10 protein-coding genes are annotated in these 15,403 nt (G+C 65.4%); 9 read left to right on the forward strand and 1 reads right to left on the reverse strand.

Features of this window, described 5'->3' with window-relative positions; genetic code table 11:
- Positions 1–16: 16 nt before the first annotated feature.
- Complete coding sequence (gene trpS / locus HMPREF3167_RS08180; RefSeq protein WP_062613484.1) at positions 17–1,105, forward strand: tryptophan--tRNA ligase; 1,089 nt, start codon at positions 17–19, stop codon at positions 1,103–1,105.
- Between the two features lie 103 nt (positions 1,106–1,208).
- Positions 1,209–3,575, forward strand: coding sequence for a glycogen/starch/alpha-glucan phosphorylase (locus HMPREF3167_RS08185; protein WP_070446412.1), 2,367 nt, complete (start codon positions 1,209–1,211; stop codon positions 3,573–3,575).
- 68 nt (positions 3,576–3,643) lie between these two features.
- Here HMPREF3167_RS08185 and HMPREF3167_RS08190 read toward each other — a convergent pair whose 3' ends face one another.
- Positions 3,644–4,384, reverse strand: coding sequence for a hypothetical protein (locus HMPREF3167_RS08190; protein ID WP_070446414.1), 741 nt, complete (start codon positions 4,382–4,384; stop codon positions 3,644–3,646).
- Positions 4,385–4,939: 555 nt separating this feature from the next.
- Between HMPREF3167_RS08190 and HMPREF3167_RS10090 the strand changes: the two genes are divergently transcribed.
- The 7 genes from HMPREF3167_RS10090 (at position 4,940) to glgB (ending at position 15,235) form a co-directional block, all read left to right on the forward strand.
- Positions 4,940–5,995, forward strand: coding sequence for an efflux RND transporter periplasmic adaptor subunit (locus HMPREF3167_RS10090; RefSeq protein WP_068538702.1), 1,056 nt, complete (start codon positions 4,940–4,942; stop codon positions 5,993–5,995).
- Complete coding sequence (locus tag HMPREF3167_RS08200) at positions 5,992–6,633, forward strand: ABC transporter ATP-binding protein (RefSeq protein ID WP_236698659.1); 642 nt, start codon at positions 5,992–5,994, stop codon at positions 6,631–6,633. The genes HMPREF3167_RS10090 and HMPREF3167_RS08200 overlap by 4 nt, the downstream gene beginning before the upstream one ends.
- Entirely contained in the window at positions 6,630–7,718 is a 1,089-nt protein-coding gene (locus HMPREF3167_RS08205; RefSeq protein WP_062613480.1) for an ABC transporter permease, read from the forward strand. Before HMPREF3167_RS08200 ends, HMPREF3167_RS08205 begins: the two co-directional genes overlap by 4 nt.
- Before the next feature lie 51 nt (positions 7,719–7,769).
- Positions 7,770–9,953 (forward strand): alpha-1,4-glucan--maltose-1-phosphate maltosyltransferase, encoded by a 2,184-nt coding sequence (locus HMPREF3167_RS08210; protein WP_070446416.1) that lies wholly within the window; start codon positions 7,770–7,772, stop codon positions 9,951–9,953.
- 15 nt (positions 9,954–9,968) lie between these two features.
- Positions 9,969–11,690, forward strand: coding sequence for a maltose alpha-D-glucosyltransferase (treS, locus tag HMPREF3167_RS08215; protein ID WP_070446417.1), 1,722 nt, complete (start codon positions 9,969–9,971; stop codon positions 11,688–11,690).
- The gene (locus tag HMPREF3167_RS08220; protein ID WP_062613477.1) at positions 11,687–13,003 is read left to right on the forward strand and encodes a phosphotransferase; all 1,317 of its coding nucleotides are present in this window, start codon (positions 11,687–11,689) and stop codon (positions 13,001–13,003) included. Before treS ends, HMPREF3167_RS08220 begins: the two co-directional genes overlap by 4 nt.
- Before the next feature lie 66 nt (positions 13,004–13,069).
- The gene (glgB, locus tag HMPREF3167_RS08225) at positions 13,070–15,235 is read left to right on the forward strand and encodes a 1,4-alpha-glucan branching protein GlgB (protein WP_236698668.1); all 2,166 of its coding nucleotides are present in this window, start codon (positions 13,070–13,072) and stop codon (positions 15,233–15,235) included.
- Positions 15,236–15,403 lie beyond the last annotated feature (168 nt).

Consider the following 15,403-nt stretch of genomic DNA (forward strand, 5'->3'; position numbering starts at 1 on the left):
CACCTATCATGGGGGCATGACTGATCGCGCTAGCTTTGACATGTCCGATGCCTCCCTCGATCACGCTCGCTCGGTGAGCGCGAAGATCGATCGGGCCATTGCCGAGGACCCTTCCCAGTTCCGTGTGCTCACGGGCGCCCGCCCCACGGGCAACCTGCACATCGGTCACTACTTTGGAGCGCTTCGCAATTGGGTGGACATCCAACGCCGCGGGGTCGATACCTGGCTGCTGATCGCGGACTACCAGGTGATCACCGACCGCGATGAGACGGGCTCGATCCGCGATTCGGTCTACTCCCTTCTCACCGACTACCTGGCGATCGGCATGGATCCGGAGGCGACCACGATCTTCGCCCACTCCCAGGTGCCCGAGCTCAACGAGCTCCTCCTGCCCTTCCTTTCCCTCGTGACCGACGCCGAACTGCGCCGCAACCCCACCGTCAAGGCCGAGCTTGAGGCGACGGGCGGGCGACCCATGTCCGGCCTGCTGCTGACCTACCCGGTCCACCAGGCGGCCGACATCCTGTTCTGCAAGGCCAACCTGGTGCCGGTTGGCAAGGACCAGCTCCCCCACCTGGAGCAGGCGCGCGTGATCGCGGACCGATTCGAGGCCCGTTACGGCCACAAGGGCGAGTCCCGTGTGTTCCCGCGCCCGCAGGGCCTGCTGTCCGAGGCCGAGTCGGTGCTCGGGCTGGACGGGGCGAAGATGAGCAAGTCGCGCCACAACACGATCGAGCTGGGGATGAGCGCGGATGAGACGGCCAAGCTCATTAAGAAGGCCGTGACCGATTCGGAGCGCTTCATCACGTTTGATCCGGAGGGCCGCCCCGAAGTGTCCAACCTCCTGCTGTTGGCGGGCCTGGCCACCGGCCGCGACCCGCGCGAGATCGCTGAGGAGATCGGCAACGGCGGCGGCGGGACCCTGAAGAACGTCGTCACCGAGGCCCTCAACGAGCACTTGGCACCTCTGCGCGAACGCCGCGCCGAGCTTGCAAACGACCCGGCCTACCTCACCTCCGTGCTCGAGCGCGGAGTGGCCCGGGCCCGCGAGCAGGCGGCGCAGACACTCGCGGAAGTTCACGACGCGCTTGGCATGCGTTACTGACGTTTTCTTGCAACAATCCTGGACCAATTTGGAGACGCTTTTTTCGCGGGTATCCTTGGAGCGTTAGGTCTCGTGGACGTCCACGCTTCACTGAAGGGGTTTCATGACTCACGATAATTTGACCGCGACAATTGCGGGCCAGGTCCGTTCCGTCTCTGGCAAGAACGTCCTTTCCGCCACACTGCAGGAATACTGGCAGGGCACCGCGGCCGCCGTCGTCGACCACCTTGCCGACAACTGGCAAAAGACCGAGGAGCGCTACAACGCCTCGCGCATGCAGCACTACTTCTCGGCCGAGTTCCTCATGGGCCGGGCGCTGCTCAACAACCTCAACAACCTGGGGCTGGTCGAGGAAGCCGAACAGGCCCTGGGCGCGTTCGGCCAGAACCTGAGCGACGTCCTGGAGGAGGAGCACGACGCCGCGCTTGGTAACGGTGGCCTGGGCCGCCTAGCCGCGTGCTTCCTCGACTCGTCGGCCACCCAGAACCTGCCCGTGCGCGGGTATGGCATCCTGTACCGCTACGGCCTGTTTAAGCAATTCTTCGAGGACGGCAACCAGGGCGAAGAGCCCGATCCGTGGATGGAGGAGGGCTACCCCTTCGTCATCCGCCGTGAGGAGAACGTCAAGTTCATCAACTACGCCGACCTCAAGGTCCGCGCGATCCCCTACGACATGCCGATCACCGGATATGGCACCGACACCGTGGGCACGCTGCGCCTGTGGAAGGCCGAGCCGATGGCCGACTTCGACTACAACGCGTTTAACTCGCAGGATTTCACGGGCGCGATCGTGGAGCGCGAGCGGGTCAACGACATCTCGCGCGTGCTCTACCCCAACGATTCCTCCTTCGAGGGCAAGGTGCTGCGCGTGCGCCAGCAGTACTTCTTCTGCTCGGCCTCCCTCCAGCAGATCGTGGACAACGAGCTGGCCCAGCGTGGAACGCTGAAGGATTTCGCGACGTTCAACTCGATCCAGCTCAATGACACCCACCCGGTTCTCGCCATCCCCGAGCTCATGCGTATCCTCATGGATGACCACGATTTCGGGTGGGACGAGGCGTGGGAGATCGTGCGCGGCACGTTCGCCTACACGAACCACACGGTGCTGGCCGAGGCGCTGGAGACCTGGGAGGTGTCGATCTTCGACCGGCTCTTCCCGCGCATCCGCGAGATCATCTTCGAGATTGACCGCCGCTTCCGCGAGGAGATGGCAAAGGCCGGCTTCGACCAGGGCAAGATCGACTACATGGCACCCGTGTCTGGCAACCGCATCCGTATGGCGTGGATCGCCTGCTACGCGGCCTTCTCGATCAACGGCGTAGCCGCCCTCCACACGGAGATCATCAAGGCCGACACGCTCAAGGACTGGTACGACGTGTGGCCGGAGAAGTTCAACAACAAGACCAACGGCGTGACTCCGCGCCGCTGGCTTGACCAGTGCAACCCGCGCCTGTCCGCCCTGCTCACCGAGCTGCTGGGCAACGACGAGTGGGTACGCGACCTGGACCTGCTGAAGAACCTCGAGGGCTACCTCAACGACGCCGACGTGCTCGACCGCCTAAATGCGATCAAGCACGCCAACAAGGTGGACTTCGCCGCGTGGATCAAGCACCGCCAGGGCATCGAAGTGGACCCGGACGCTATCTTCGACACGCAGATCAAGCGCCTGCACGAGTACAAGCGCCAGCTACTCAACGCCTTCTACATCCTTGACCTGTACTTCCAGATCAAGGACGACCCGTCGATGGAGGTGCCCCCGCGCGTGTTCATCTTCGGCGCGAAGGCCGCCCCCGGTTACGTGCGTGCGAAGGCGATCATTAAGCTGATCAACACGATCGGCGAACTGGTCAATAACGACGACGACGTGGCCGGCCGCCTCAAGGTGGTCTTCGTGGAGAACTACAACGTTTCCCCCGCCGAGCACATCATCCCGGCCACCGACATCTCCGAGCAGATCTCCACCGCCGGCAAGGAGGCCTCGGGCACGGGCAACATGAAGTTCATGATGAACGGCGCGCTCACGCTGGGCACCATGGACGGTGCGAACGTGGAGATCGTGGACGCGGTGGGCAACGACAACGCCTACATCTTCGGCGCCACGGAGGACGAGCTGCCCGAGCTGCGCAAGACGTACGACCCGCGGCGCACGGCCGCCGAGGTCCCCGGCCTACAGCGTGTCATGGATGCGCTGGTGGACGGCACGCTCGACGACGGCGGCACGGGGCTGTTCCACGACCTGCACAATTCGCTGTTCGACGGCTGGGGCGGCGCGGACGAATACTACGTGCTGGGCGACTTCGCCTCCTACCGCGAGACCCGCGATAGGGTGGCGGCTGACTACTTCGCCGACCGTCGCCACTGGGCGGCGATGTGCCTGAAGAACATCATCGAGTCGGGCCGCTTCTCCTCTGATCGCACGATTCGGGATTACGCCCGCGAGGTGTGGAAGATCGAGCCACAGAAGATCTGACGTGTAAAAGCGATCTGATCCCACGGGGTGCCCGCGCGATTGCGCGGGCACCACTGCGTTTCTAGGCGCTACTTGAGGGCAACCCCGTAGAGCATGTCGCTCGCGGGAAGCGCCGGGCAGGCCTCGAGGACGTCGTCGTGGCCGCCCTCGGCTTCGAGAGCAGGCTGGAGGTCGGTGGGGAACCACTCCCGCCCCGAGCCGTCCTCGGCGAAGAAGTTCTGCACGTAGGATTCACGCGAGGGGCGCTTGGAGACGTCCGTCGCATAGCCGTAGCCCTCCAGGCACGGAATCATGTACTCGTTCCAGTAGTCGTAGACGAGCCCGACCTGCTCGGCTGACCAGTCGCGGGCGAGGGCCGGGTCGAAGGGAAACTGCATTTGGCACGTGTATCCCGCCAGCTGGAATGCCCGCTCTTGCAACTCGGGATACTTACCATAGGACAGGCCGCCCGTTTGAAGTGCTTTGGCGCTAAAGCCGGCGTCGGTCATACACTCGGCCATCTTCTTTTCTTGTTCTCGGAACGAATCGTAATAGGCGACGACGGGCACATCAGGCAGGCTCTCAAGCAGCTCGGGATCCGTGACGAATTGCCGTGCAACCTCTTTGCGGGTCTGATCCTTCTCGTCCTCGGTCAGCGAGGGGCGCGTAATGGTGACGGTTGGCTCCCACGCCTTGGGATCCCAGTCCCGCGACGGCCCCTCCGAGGTCCCCGTGCCCTCGGACGTCGGGGCGTCGGGCTGTTGTGCCTGGGGAACGGAACAACCCGCGAGCAAAACAGTCACAAGTACGGCACAGAAAGGCTTACGCATGAAAACCATCCTTCAAAGCAATCTGTTATCAACTATGGCAAATCAGACTGAATCTTGCCTTCCTACCAAGGCAGTAGTAGGTATCCTTGATCGAAGAATGCCCGACATTTAACCTGAAAGTACCTATTTCAGTGATGATAGAAGGGATAATCTCATGAAGAGATTTGGTAGAGTCGTTGCTGCGACCATGATGTCGGTAGCGCTCGTATTTGGCGCTACAATGCCTGCTTCGGCTGGTACAAAATCGGGGACTCATTCTTGCGCAACAATCGCAAGGAATGCTGTCAGAGGTGAGCAACAGCGTTTCGCTACTATGACTCTTAAACTCGGCGGTTCGACCGTTTACTCGAAGTACGGCGAGTATGTGGGATGGGGATACACCACATCTGGAGGGACCAAGACGTGGTCTGCAAGTTCGCCATGGCTACTCTGGTAAGGCACCTACGCTACGTGCGCGCCTAAGATCATCAACTAGTTGATTCTGAGTAGCGAACCAACACCGCAAGTTCAGGCCTCCCGCTTGATCCAGAACGCTGCGCATGTAAGGGAACCCGTATGAAAGGTTTTCGTGCTCTCGCGACACTCCTCGGCGCCGTCGTCGTGCTCGCCGGCGTCTTCTGGGCGGGGTACACCGTCGCGTCCCCGAGCTCCGCACCTACCAAGGACGCCGCGCCCACCACGGTCGAGGCCACGTCGGGAACGATCGAGCACAAGATCGTCCTCACGGCGAGCGTGAGCAGGCAGGCGCTCCCCCTGACGGTCAACGCGCTGGAGGGCTACGTCCTCAAGGTCACGGACGCCTCCACTGCCTCACAGGGCGACATTCTCTACCAGGTCGACGCCCGGCCCGTCTTCGCCGTCGTCGGCTCTACCCCATTCTGGCGCGACCTCGCGCCCGGCGACTCGGGCGACGACGTCGCCCAGCTCAACCAGATGCTGGTCGACACCGGTTTCCTCGCCGAACCTGGGCAGAAGTTCACCGCGGCCACGCGGGCGGCGATGAAGGCCCTGCTCGCCGAGCATGGCGCCGGCTTCGACGACGTGGTGCCGATCGGCCAGCTCATCGCCATCCCCTCCGAGGCGACCCCGGTCATGATCGATAGGTCGATCCTCTATCCGGGCGCCCGGTTATCCGGCGGGGAGCGGGCGATCTCTATCCTGGACCGCGATCCGAGCTTCGCTATGATCGTCACCCCCACCCAGGCGGGAATGATCCCACCCGGAACGACGGTGCGCGTCCACCACGGTGAGCTGACGTGGGACGGGGTGGTCGGCCAGTCCAGCACCACCGACGAGGGCATCTCGCTCGAGTTGCTCGGCGCCGACGGCGGGCTCGTCTGCGGCGAGGAATGCGACGCCCTCCCGCCCACCGCCACGGCCTCGCTGCTGACCGACGTCGTCCTCGTCCCTCCTGCCACGGGCGTGACCGTCCCGGTGGCCGCGATCAGCACCCACGCCGACGGCACCACCAGCGTGACCCGCGTGGCGGGAGATGCGCAGGAGAGCGTGAACGTCACGGTCGTGGGCGTCTCGGGCGGCCTCGCGGTTGTCGAGGGAGTGGAGGAAGGCGACACGCTCCTGTTGTCGGGGCCGCAGGAGGAGGAGTCGTGACCGGGATCCTCACCGTCACGGACCTCACCTTTCGCTACAAGGCCTCCCTGCCCGAGCTCTTCGACGGCCTGACCCACGACTTCGAGGCCGGCGTGACGGCGGTGACCGGCCCGTCCGGCCGCGGGAAGTCCACGCTCCTCTACATCCTGGGCATGTTGTTGCGCCCGACGTCGGGCACGATCCGGCTACGCGGGAGGAACCTCACCACGCTCAAGGACCACGAGATCTCCTCCGTGCGGGCACGCGAGTTCGGCTTCGTCTTTCAAGATTCCGAGCTCGACCCGGCACGCCCGATGATCGACTCGGTGATCGAGCCCGGGCTGTATGCGGGCGCGCGCCGGGCCGACCTCCTCGAGCGCGCCCGCCGCCTCCTAGCGGAGGTCGGCCTGGAGGAACGGGCCACCCACCGCCCGGCCCAGATCTCGGGCGGCCAGGCGCAACGAGTGGCGCTGTGCCGGGCGCTGGTCAACGACCCGGCCGTCGTGCTCGCCGACGAGCCGACAGGCAATCTCGACCCCGCAAATTCCGCGATCGTCCTCGACGCGCTCGGCGACATGGCGGCGTCCGGGCGCGCCGTCGTCATCGCCACGCACGACCCGGTGGTGCTGGAACGCGCGGACAGGGTGCTCGCCCTATGAACATCGCCGAACTCCTCGCCGAATCCTGGCGCGCCTTCCGCTCCTCTCCCGTGGCGGCCCTCCTCATCGCCTTCCTGACCGCCGGCATGGGCGCCATTACAATGGCGAGCGCGGGCTCGAACGCCGCCACCTACGATTCCATCAGCGAGTCGCTCAACGCCCCCGAGGCGCGCACGTTCAAGCTCACCGACGGCGAGCAGCAGGTGATCGGGATGCCGATCGTGGACTCGGTGCGCTCGCTGTCCTCGGTCGAACGCGCGCTGGCCATGACCACCCCGCAGGACATCGTAGCCGGCAACCTCGGCCAGGACTCGACGCCCGTGCCACTGTCCCACATCGCCGGCGACGTCGACGGCGCGCTCACACTCACCTCGGGCCGGATGCCCGACCCCCACGAGGTCGTCATCGGCCCCGGGGCGCTCGACGCGCTCCGGCTTGTCGACGGGGTGGGCTACGTGGAGTCCCCCGCCGGGGAGCAGTGGGCGGTGGTCGGCACTTTCGCGGCGCGACCCCCGTTCACCGACCTCAACTCCTACGCCATCTCTACCGAGGAGGCCGGCGCCTACGCACGCCTGCACGTGGTGGCACGCAGCCTCGAGGTGCTCTCGGGCATGGAGCGGGACGTCTCCGACGTCGTCGGCGAATTCCCAGGGATCGAGATCGCCAAGCAGTCGGCGGCGGCGTCGGCAGCCGAATCGCTCAAGGTTATGGGGATCCTGCGTAGCTCGGGCACTGCAAACGTGGCGCAGACGATGGGAGCCGGGCTGCTTATCGTGTTTGGCGTCGTGTTCGCCGACGTCCTCCTCCACGCCCGCGATCTTGGACGACGCCGCACGCTCGGCATCACCCGCTCTCAGCTCGTAGCCTTCGTCCAGTTGCGCGTGGCCTACTCCGCGTTACTGGGCGCCGCGGCCGGCGTGCTGGGCGCGCACATCGTGCTCGCAACCCGCGGCGTGGCCGTGCCCTGGACGTTTGCGCTGGCAACCTTCATCCTGACGGTCACTGCGGCGGTGTTCGCGGCGTTCACGCCCGGCGTTGTTGCCGCCTACCGCGATCCCGTCACCGTGATGCGCACGCACATGTAGCATTTCGATACCGGCTGATTGCGGCAGTAAAGTTGCGGCCTTTGGCATAGGATGAAAAACGTGACTAGCAACGATTTCACCCAGCCCGCTGTTCCTGCTTCTGCCGCTGAAGCCGCCACGAAGGCGCCTGCTGGCAAGGCTCCTGCCGTTGCAAAGGCGCCGGCGAAGAAGCCCGCAGCGCGCAAGCCGCGCGCCACCACGCGCCGCACCACCAAGGCCACAAAGGCCGCCGAGGCGCCCACGCTGGGCCGCATCCCGATCGTCGACGTCCAGCCGAGCCTGCAGAACGGCGCGTGGCCGGCGAAGGGCACGCAGGGCGAGGCATTCCCCGTCACCGCCACGGTGTTCCGCGAGGGCCACGACCAGTTTGGCGCTGCCGCCGTGCTCGTGGATCCGGAGGGGCGCGAGGTGCAGGAGTCGATCATGTACGACTCCCACCCGGGGCTCAACATTTACAAGGGCTGGCTCACCCCCACCCACCCGGGCACGTGGGAGTTTTTCGTGCGCGCGTGGTCTGACCCGGTTGCCACGTGGTACCACGACGCCGACATCAAGCTCAACGCCGGTCAGGACACGGAGCTGGTATTCCTCGAGGGCGCGCGTGTGCTCACCCGCGCGATGGAGAAGATGCCCGCGCGTAGCGAGGAGCGCAAGATCCTGCGCGATGCAATCTCGGTGATGAAGCGTGACCGGGTGGCGATCAACCTGCGCTTCGCCGCGGCCACCTCGGAGGACGTGCGCCGGGCGCTCGCCGCCTACCCGTTGCGTGACCTGGTCACGGAATCGGCGCGGCTGAAGGTGAACGTGGACCGCGAGCGCGCGCTCGTGGGCTCGTGGTACGAGTTCTTCCCGCGCTCGGCGGGCTGCTACTACGACGCGGCGGCTGAGAAGTGGGTGTCGGGCACGCTGAAGACCGCCGCTGAGGCGCTGGATCGTATCGCGGCGATGGGCTTCGACGTCGTCTACCTCACCCCGATCCACCCGATCGGTGAAACGAACAAGAAGGGGCGCAACAACTCCCTCGATTCCATCCCGGAGGATCCGGGCTCGCCGTACGCGATCGGTTCTGCCGACGGCGGCCATGACGCGATCCACCCGGACCTGGGCACGTTCGAGGACTTCGACGCGTTTGTGGCACGCGCCCGGGAGCTGGGCATGGAGGTGGCGCTCGACATCGCGCTCCAGTGCTCCCCCGATCACCCGTGGTTGAAGGAACACCCGGAGTGGTTCACCACGCGCGTGGATGGCACGATCGCCTACGCGGAGAACCCGCCGAAGAAGTACCAGGATATCTACCCGCTGAACTTCGATAACGACCCGGAGGGGATCTACCAGGAGATCAAGCGGATCCTGAAGCTGTGGGTCTCCCACGGGGTGACGCTCTTCCGCGTAGATAATCCGCACACGAAGCCGGTCATGTTCTGGAAGCGCCTGCTGGAGGAGTTCCGGGCGGAGCATCCGGAGGTCATCTTCCTGGCCGAGGCGTTCACGAAGCCGCCGATGCTGCAGACCCTGGGCGCGGTGGGCTTCCACCAGTCCTACAACTACTTCGCGTGGCGGAATGAGAAGAAGGAGATCGAGGACTACCTGTGGGAGCTCTCGGCGGAGTCGGATTCGCGGGTGCGTCCGGCGTTTTGGCCGACGACGCACGACATCCTCACCCCGTACATGCAGCGCGGCGGCGTGCCGGCTTTCAAGATCCGGGCCATCCTCGCCGCTACCGGCTCGCCAACCTGGGGCATCTACTCGGGATACGAGCTGGCGGAGAACGTGGCGCGCCCGGGTGCGGAGGAGCAGATCGATAATGAGAAGTACGAATACAAAAGCCGGGACTGGTCCTCGGCTGAGGCGTTTGGTATCTCGGACCTGCTGACCAAGTTGAACGACGTGCGTAGCCGCCACCTGGCGCTGCGCCGCCTGCGCAACGTGCGGATCAACCCCACGAATAATGACAACATTTTGTGCTTCAGCAAGGTCTCCCGCCCGGAGGAGTCGGCGGATGGCTCGGTGGACATGGTGATCGTAGTGCTCAATCTCAACCCATTCGAGACCCACTCGGCCACTATTGACCTCGACCTGTCAGTCTTTGGCACGTCGGCCCGCTGGGACGGCTCACCGGCGATCGAGGTCTATGACGAGCTGACGGGCGCCTCCTTCCGCTGGAACGACCGCCCGTACGTGAACCTCGACCCGAACGGGACGGTCGCACATATCCTCTCTGTCAAGGTTCTCTAACCGAAAGGTGGCTTAGTGGCCAACGCGCACTTCGACTCTGGTCATTTCCCCGGGCTGTCCGACGATCCGGACTGGTTCAAGACGGCGGTCTTCTACGAGGTCCTGCTTCGTGCGTTCGGGGATTCGACGGGGAAGGGGTCCGGTGACCTCCGCGGCCTCATCGAGCACCTGGACTACCTGCAGTGGCTGGGCGTGGATTGCCTGTGGATCCCTCCCTTCTACCCCTCACCCATGCGCGACGGCGGGTACGACGTCTCGAACTTCACGGCGATTGCGCCCGAGTACGGCACGATCGAGGAGTTTGGCGAGCTGATCGAGGAGGCCCACCGGCGCGGGATCCGCATCATCATTGACCTGGTGGTCAACCACACCTCGGATCAGCACCCGTGGTTCCAGTCCTCGCGCTCGAATCCGGATGGCCCGTTCGGCGACTTCTACGTGTGGAGCGACGACGACACGGCCTATTCGGACGCCCGCATCATTTTCATTGACACGGAGGCGAGCAACTGGACGTTCGATCCGGTACGCCGCCAGTATTTCTGGCATCGCTTCTTCTCCCACCAGCCGGACCTCAACTACGAAAACCCGCAGGTGCGTGAGGCGATTAAGGACGTGGTGCGCTTCTGGGCCCGGCTTGGGATTGACGGTTTCCGGCTCGACGCCGTGCCCTACCTGTTTGAGGAGGAGGGCACGAACGGGGAGAACCTGCCGCGCACGCACGCCTACCTGGCGGAGTTACGCGCCATGCTGGATGAGGAGTTCCCAGGCAAGATCATGTTGGCTGAGGCCAACCAGTGGCCGGAGGACGTGGTGGAGTACTTCGGGGATGAAGAGACTCCGGAGTGCCACATGTGTTTCCACTTCCCCGTCATGCCGCGCATCTACTACGCGTTACGCGACCAGCGGGCCACCGCGATTCGTGACATCTTGAATGCCAGCCCCGCGATCCCGGCGGGCTCCCAGTGGGGTACGTTCTTGCGCAACCATGACGAGCTGACGCTCGAGATGGTCTCCACCGAGGAGCGGGCCAAGATGTATGGCTGGTATGCGGAGGACCCGCGGATGCGGGCGAACGTGGGCATCCGGCGTCGTCTGGCGCCTCTGCTCGGCAACTCGCGCGCGGAGATCGAGCTGGCCAACGCACTCTTGCTCTCGCTGCCCGGTTCGCCGTGCTTGTACTACGGGGATGAGATCGGGATGGGCGACAACATTTGGTTGCCGGACCGTGATTCGGTGCGCACGCCCATGCAGTGGACCCCGGACCGCAACGCGGGCTTCTCCACCGCCGACCCGGGCAAGCTCTACCTGCCCACAATCCAGTCGCTCGTCTACCACTATCAGGCGATCAACGTGGAAGCGCAGCTGGCCCAGCCGGCGTCGTTGTTGCACTGGATGCGAGGGGCGTTGCAGGTGCGCCGCCGCTACCCGGTGCTCGGCAACGGCGACTTCGAGCTGCGCGAGTCGGGCAACGAGGCGGTGCTATCCTTCACCCGCGCGAACTCCGAGCAGGCGATGCTGTGCGTAATGAACATGGCCAACACGGCGCGCGCCGCGGTGGTCGAGGTGCCGCAGTACGCGGGGTGGAACGTGCGCGACGTGTTTGGCGGCGCCGGCTTCCCCGCGATCGGTGAGGACGGCCGCTACCCGATGACCCTCGGCTCGCGCGACTTCTTCTGGTTCGAGCTGACCCCGCCCGGGGAGGGCGAGTCGGCGCCCGTGGAGGGTGATAGCGCGTGATCGGCACGATCGAAGCCACGCTCGGCGCCGTGACGCCCGAGGCGCTCGCCGGCGTGACGCGGGAGTGGATGACGAGCGCTCGGTGGTTCACCGGCAACCCGGGAGATGAGCTCGAGTTCGGCCCGAGCGCCCTGCTCGCCGACGGCGCAGCCCGCACGGAGATCTTCCTGGTCCGCTCCGGAGAGCTGATGTTCTCGGTGCCGCTGACGTTCCGGGAGCGCACCGGGGCGGTCGACGTCTTTGATGCCACCGACGACGCCGATGGCCAGGCCGCCCTGCTCGGCGCGGTTTACACCGGAGCACTGTCCGGGGATGGCCTGACCCTCGAGGCCCACCCGATCCGGCCCGCCGCGCCCGTGGCGAGCGCGGCCAAGCTGACCTCGGAGCAGTCGAACACGTCGATCATCTACCGCTTCGCCGAGCTGGATGAGACGGGCTCGGCCGGGATTATCCTCAAGGTCTTCCGCGTGCTGTCGGACGGGGCGAACCCCGACGTCGAGCTGCAAACCGCGCTGGACGCCGCCGGCTCGCGCGCGGTGCCCCGCCAGTACGGATCGGTGACCGGGGCGTGGGGCGCGGCGAGCACCGACATGCTCGTGGCCCAAGAGTTCCTCGCGGGGGCAACCGACGCGTGGCAGGTGCTGCGGGGACAACTGGAGACGACGGCGTCGTTCGCGCAATGCGGCGAAATCGTGGCGCTGGGCAAGCTCACGCGCGACATTCACCGCCAGCTCGCCGAGGCCTTCCCCACGGTGGAAGCGACGCCGGCGATGCGGGCCGAGATCGTGGACCAGTGGCGCAAGCGCGCCCGGACGGCCCTTGCCCAGGTGCCCGCGCTTGCCGACTACCGCGACCGGATCGAGGCCGTGTTCGCCGGGGCGCTCGAGGAGCACTGGCCCCCGTTGCAGCGCATCCACGGCGACTACCACCTGGGCCAGGTGTTGAACGCCCCGGGGCGGGGCTGGGTGGCGCTGGACTTCGAGGGCGAGCCGCTGCGCCCGCTTGCCGAACGCGTGCACCCGGACCTGGCCCTGCGCGATGTGGCCGGCATCCTGCGCTCGTTCGACTACGCCGGGGGCTCGGCCGAACTCGCCGGCGGGAACCGGGCCGAACTGGAGGCGTGGACGCGGAGCGCGCGGGAGGCGTTCATGGCCGGATACGGGCAGATCGAGACCTCCGAACAACGCCTGCTCGACGCCCTAACCTTGGACAAAGCCCTGTATGAGGTGAGCTATGAGGTGGCGAGCCGACCCACCTGGTTGGAGATTCCCGTGCGCGGAGTACTTCGCCTGATCGGCGCCCAGGACAACTAATCCGACGTAGAATATTGCCATTAGCCAGCACGATGAAGGAAGCCTGACATGACTGAACCCGTACCGATGTCTGTCTCCCATGACGTTCTTGACGCCGTCTCAAATGGAATTCACCATTCGCCGCATGACGTCCTTGGGCCGCACACCAACGGTGAAACCGTCACGATCCGCGTGAGTCGCCAGCTGGCAGACTCGGTGACGATCGTGACCCCCGACGCCGAATACCCCGCCGCCCACGAATGGAACGGCGTATGGGTGGTGGCGATCCCGGGCGGGGAGGTTCCCACCTACCAGGTGCGCGCCACCTACGGCGACTTTGAGGCCACCACCGATGACGGCTACCGTTTCCTTCCCACCATCGGTGAGGTGGACCGCTACCTGTTCTCCGAGGGCCGCCACGAGCAGCTGTGGAAGGTGCTCGGCGCTCACGTGCAGACCTATGACACGCCGATGGGCCCGGTGCACGGCACCAGCTTCTCGGTGTGGGCACCCAACGCGCGCGTCGTGCGCGTGATTGGCGACTTCAACTCGTGGAGCGGCGTGTCTGCCGCGATGCGCACCATGGGCACCTCCGGCATCTGGGAGCTCTTCATCCCCGGTGCCGAGGACGGCCAGCGCTATAAGTTCGAGATCCAGTACGCCGACGGCAGCTGGCACCAGAAGGCTGACCCGATGGCTCGGCGTACGGAAATCCCGCCGTCGACGGCCTCGATTATCACCGAGTCCCACTTCGAGTGGGATGACGAGGAGTGGATGGAAGGGCGCGCGAAGACGGATCCGCACGCCGGCCCGGTGTCGGTCTACGAACTGCACCTGGGCTCCTGGCGCCACGGCCTGTCCTACCGCGACGCCGCCGAACAGCTCATCGGCCACCTGAAGTACACGGGATTCACCCACGTGGAGTTCATGCCACTGGCCGAGCACCCGTTCGGGCCGTCGTGGGGATACCAGGTCACCTCCTACTACGCCCCCACCGCGCGCTACGGCCATCCGGACGAGCTGCGCTACCTCATCTCCGAGCTACACAAGGCCGGCATCGGCGTCATCATGGACTGGGTGCCCGCCCACTTCCCCAAGGACGAGTGGGCGCTCGCCCGCTTCGACGGCACGCCGCTGTACGAGGACCCGAACCCGCTGCGCGGCGAGCAGCCGGACTGGGGCACCTACGTGTTCAACTTCGGCCGGCGCGAGGTGCGCAACTTCCTCGTGGCCAACGCGCTGTTCTGGCTGGAGGAGTTCCACGTGGACGGGCTGCGCGTGGACGCCGTCGCCTCCATGCTCTACCTCGACTACTCGCGCCAGGATGGCCAGTGGCAGCCCAACGTGTACGGCGGGCGGGAAAACCTCGAGGCGATCTCCTTCATCCAGGAAGCCAACGCCACCGCCTACCGTACGCACCCGGGCATCATGATGATCGCCGAGGAATCGACGTCGTGGGGCGGAGTCACCGGCATGACAGATCAGGGCGGCCTCGGGTACGGCCTGAAGTGGAACATGGGGTGGATGAACGACACCCTGCACTACATGGAAGAAAAGCCGATCAACCGCAAGTGGCACCACGGGGAGCTCACGTTCTCGCTGGTCTACGCGTTCTCCGAGCAGTTCCTGTTGCCGCTCTCGCATGACGAGGTGGTCCACGGCAAGGGTTCCCTGTACGGCAAGATGCCCGGCGACCACTGGCAGAAGCTGGCCGGCGTGCGCCTGTTGCTCGGCTACCAGTGGTCCCACCCGGGCAAGAAGTTGCTGTTCATGGGCCAGGAGTTCGCCCAGATCGATGAGTGGAACTCGGGCAAGAGCCTCGACTGGTGGCTCACCGACAACCCGGGCCATGACGGGGTGATGGCCTGCGTCAAGCGCCTCAACGAAATCTACCGCGAGCACCCCGCCCTGTGGAGCGACGACTTCACCAACCACGGATTTGAGTGGATCGAAGTCAACGACTCGGACCACAACGTGCTGGCCTACCTGCGCAAGTCCAAGGACGAGGACGACTTCGTGGTGGCGGTGTGCAACTTCTCCGGAGTCCCGCACAACGACTACCGCATCGGGCTGCCGTTCGAAGGCGTGTGGGAGGAGATTCTCAACACCGACGCGGTCGAGTACGGCGGCTCGGGCGTGGGCAACCTCGGCCAGGTAGAGACCGAGCCGGTGGAGCACGCGGGCCGCGCCCACTCGGCGATCGTGCAGCTGCCGCCCTACGGCGTGGTGTACCTGACGCCGAAGCGGGCGTAGCGGCTGGCCGGAAGCCGGCGATTTCACAACACTGGACGGTTTCGGGGCTATCTTCGTATGCGAGGAGATAGCCCCGAAACCGTCCAAACTTTTTGATCGGTCCCTTGGCGGTGTGATGGTCGAGCGACAACGGTGTGGATCTGCTGGGCCGACAGTTTCACATGTACT

The sequence above is a fragment of the Trueperella sp. HMSC08B05 genome, assembly GCF_001808405.1.
GTDB lineage: Bacteria > Actinomycetota > Actinomycetes > Actinomycetales > Actinomycetaceae > Trueperella > Trueperella bernardiae.

Bases quoted from the DNA above. Each gene is read 5' to 3' on its own strand.
- HMPREF3167_RS08185 (WP_070446412.1), top strand. From the start codon at position 1,209: ATGACTCACGATAATTTGACCGCGACAATTGCGGGCCAGGTCCGTTCC.
- HMPREF3167_RS08205 (WP_062613480.1), top strand. From the start codon at position 6,630: ATGAACATCGCCGAACTCCTCGCCGAATCCTGGCGCGCCTTCCGCTCC.
- HMPREF3167_RS08210 (WP_070446416.1), top strand. From the start codon at position 7,770: ATGAAAAACGTGACTAGCAACGATTTCACCCAGCCCGCTGTTCCTGCT.
- glgB (WP_236698668.1), top strand. From the start codon at position 13,070: ATGTCTGTCTCCCATGACGTTCTTGACGCCGTCTCAAATGGAATTCAC.
- trpS (WP_062613484.1), top strand. From the start codon at position 17: ATGACTGATCGCGCTAGCTTTGACATGTCCGATGCCTCCCTCGATCAC.
- HMPREF3167_RS08190 (WP_070446414.1), bottom strand. From the start codon at position 4,384: ATGCGTAAGCCTTTCTGTGCCGTACTTGTGACTGTTTTGCTCGCGGGT.
- HMPREF3167_RS10090 (WP_068538702.1), top strand. From the start codon at position 4,940: ATGAAAGGTTTTCGTGCTCTCGCGACACTCCTCGGCGCCGTCGTCGTG.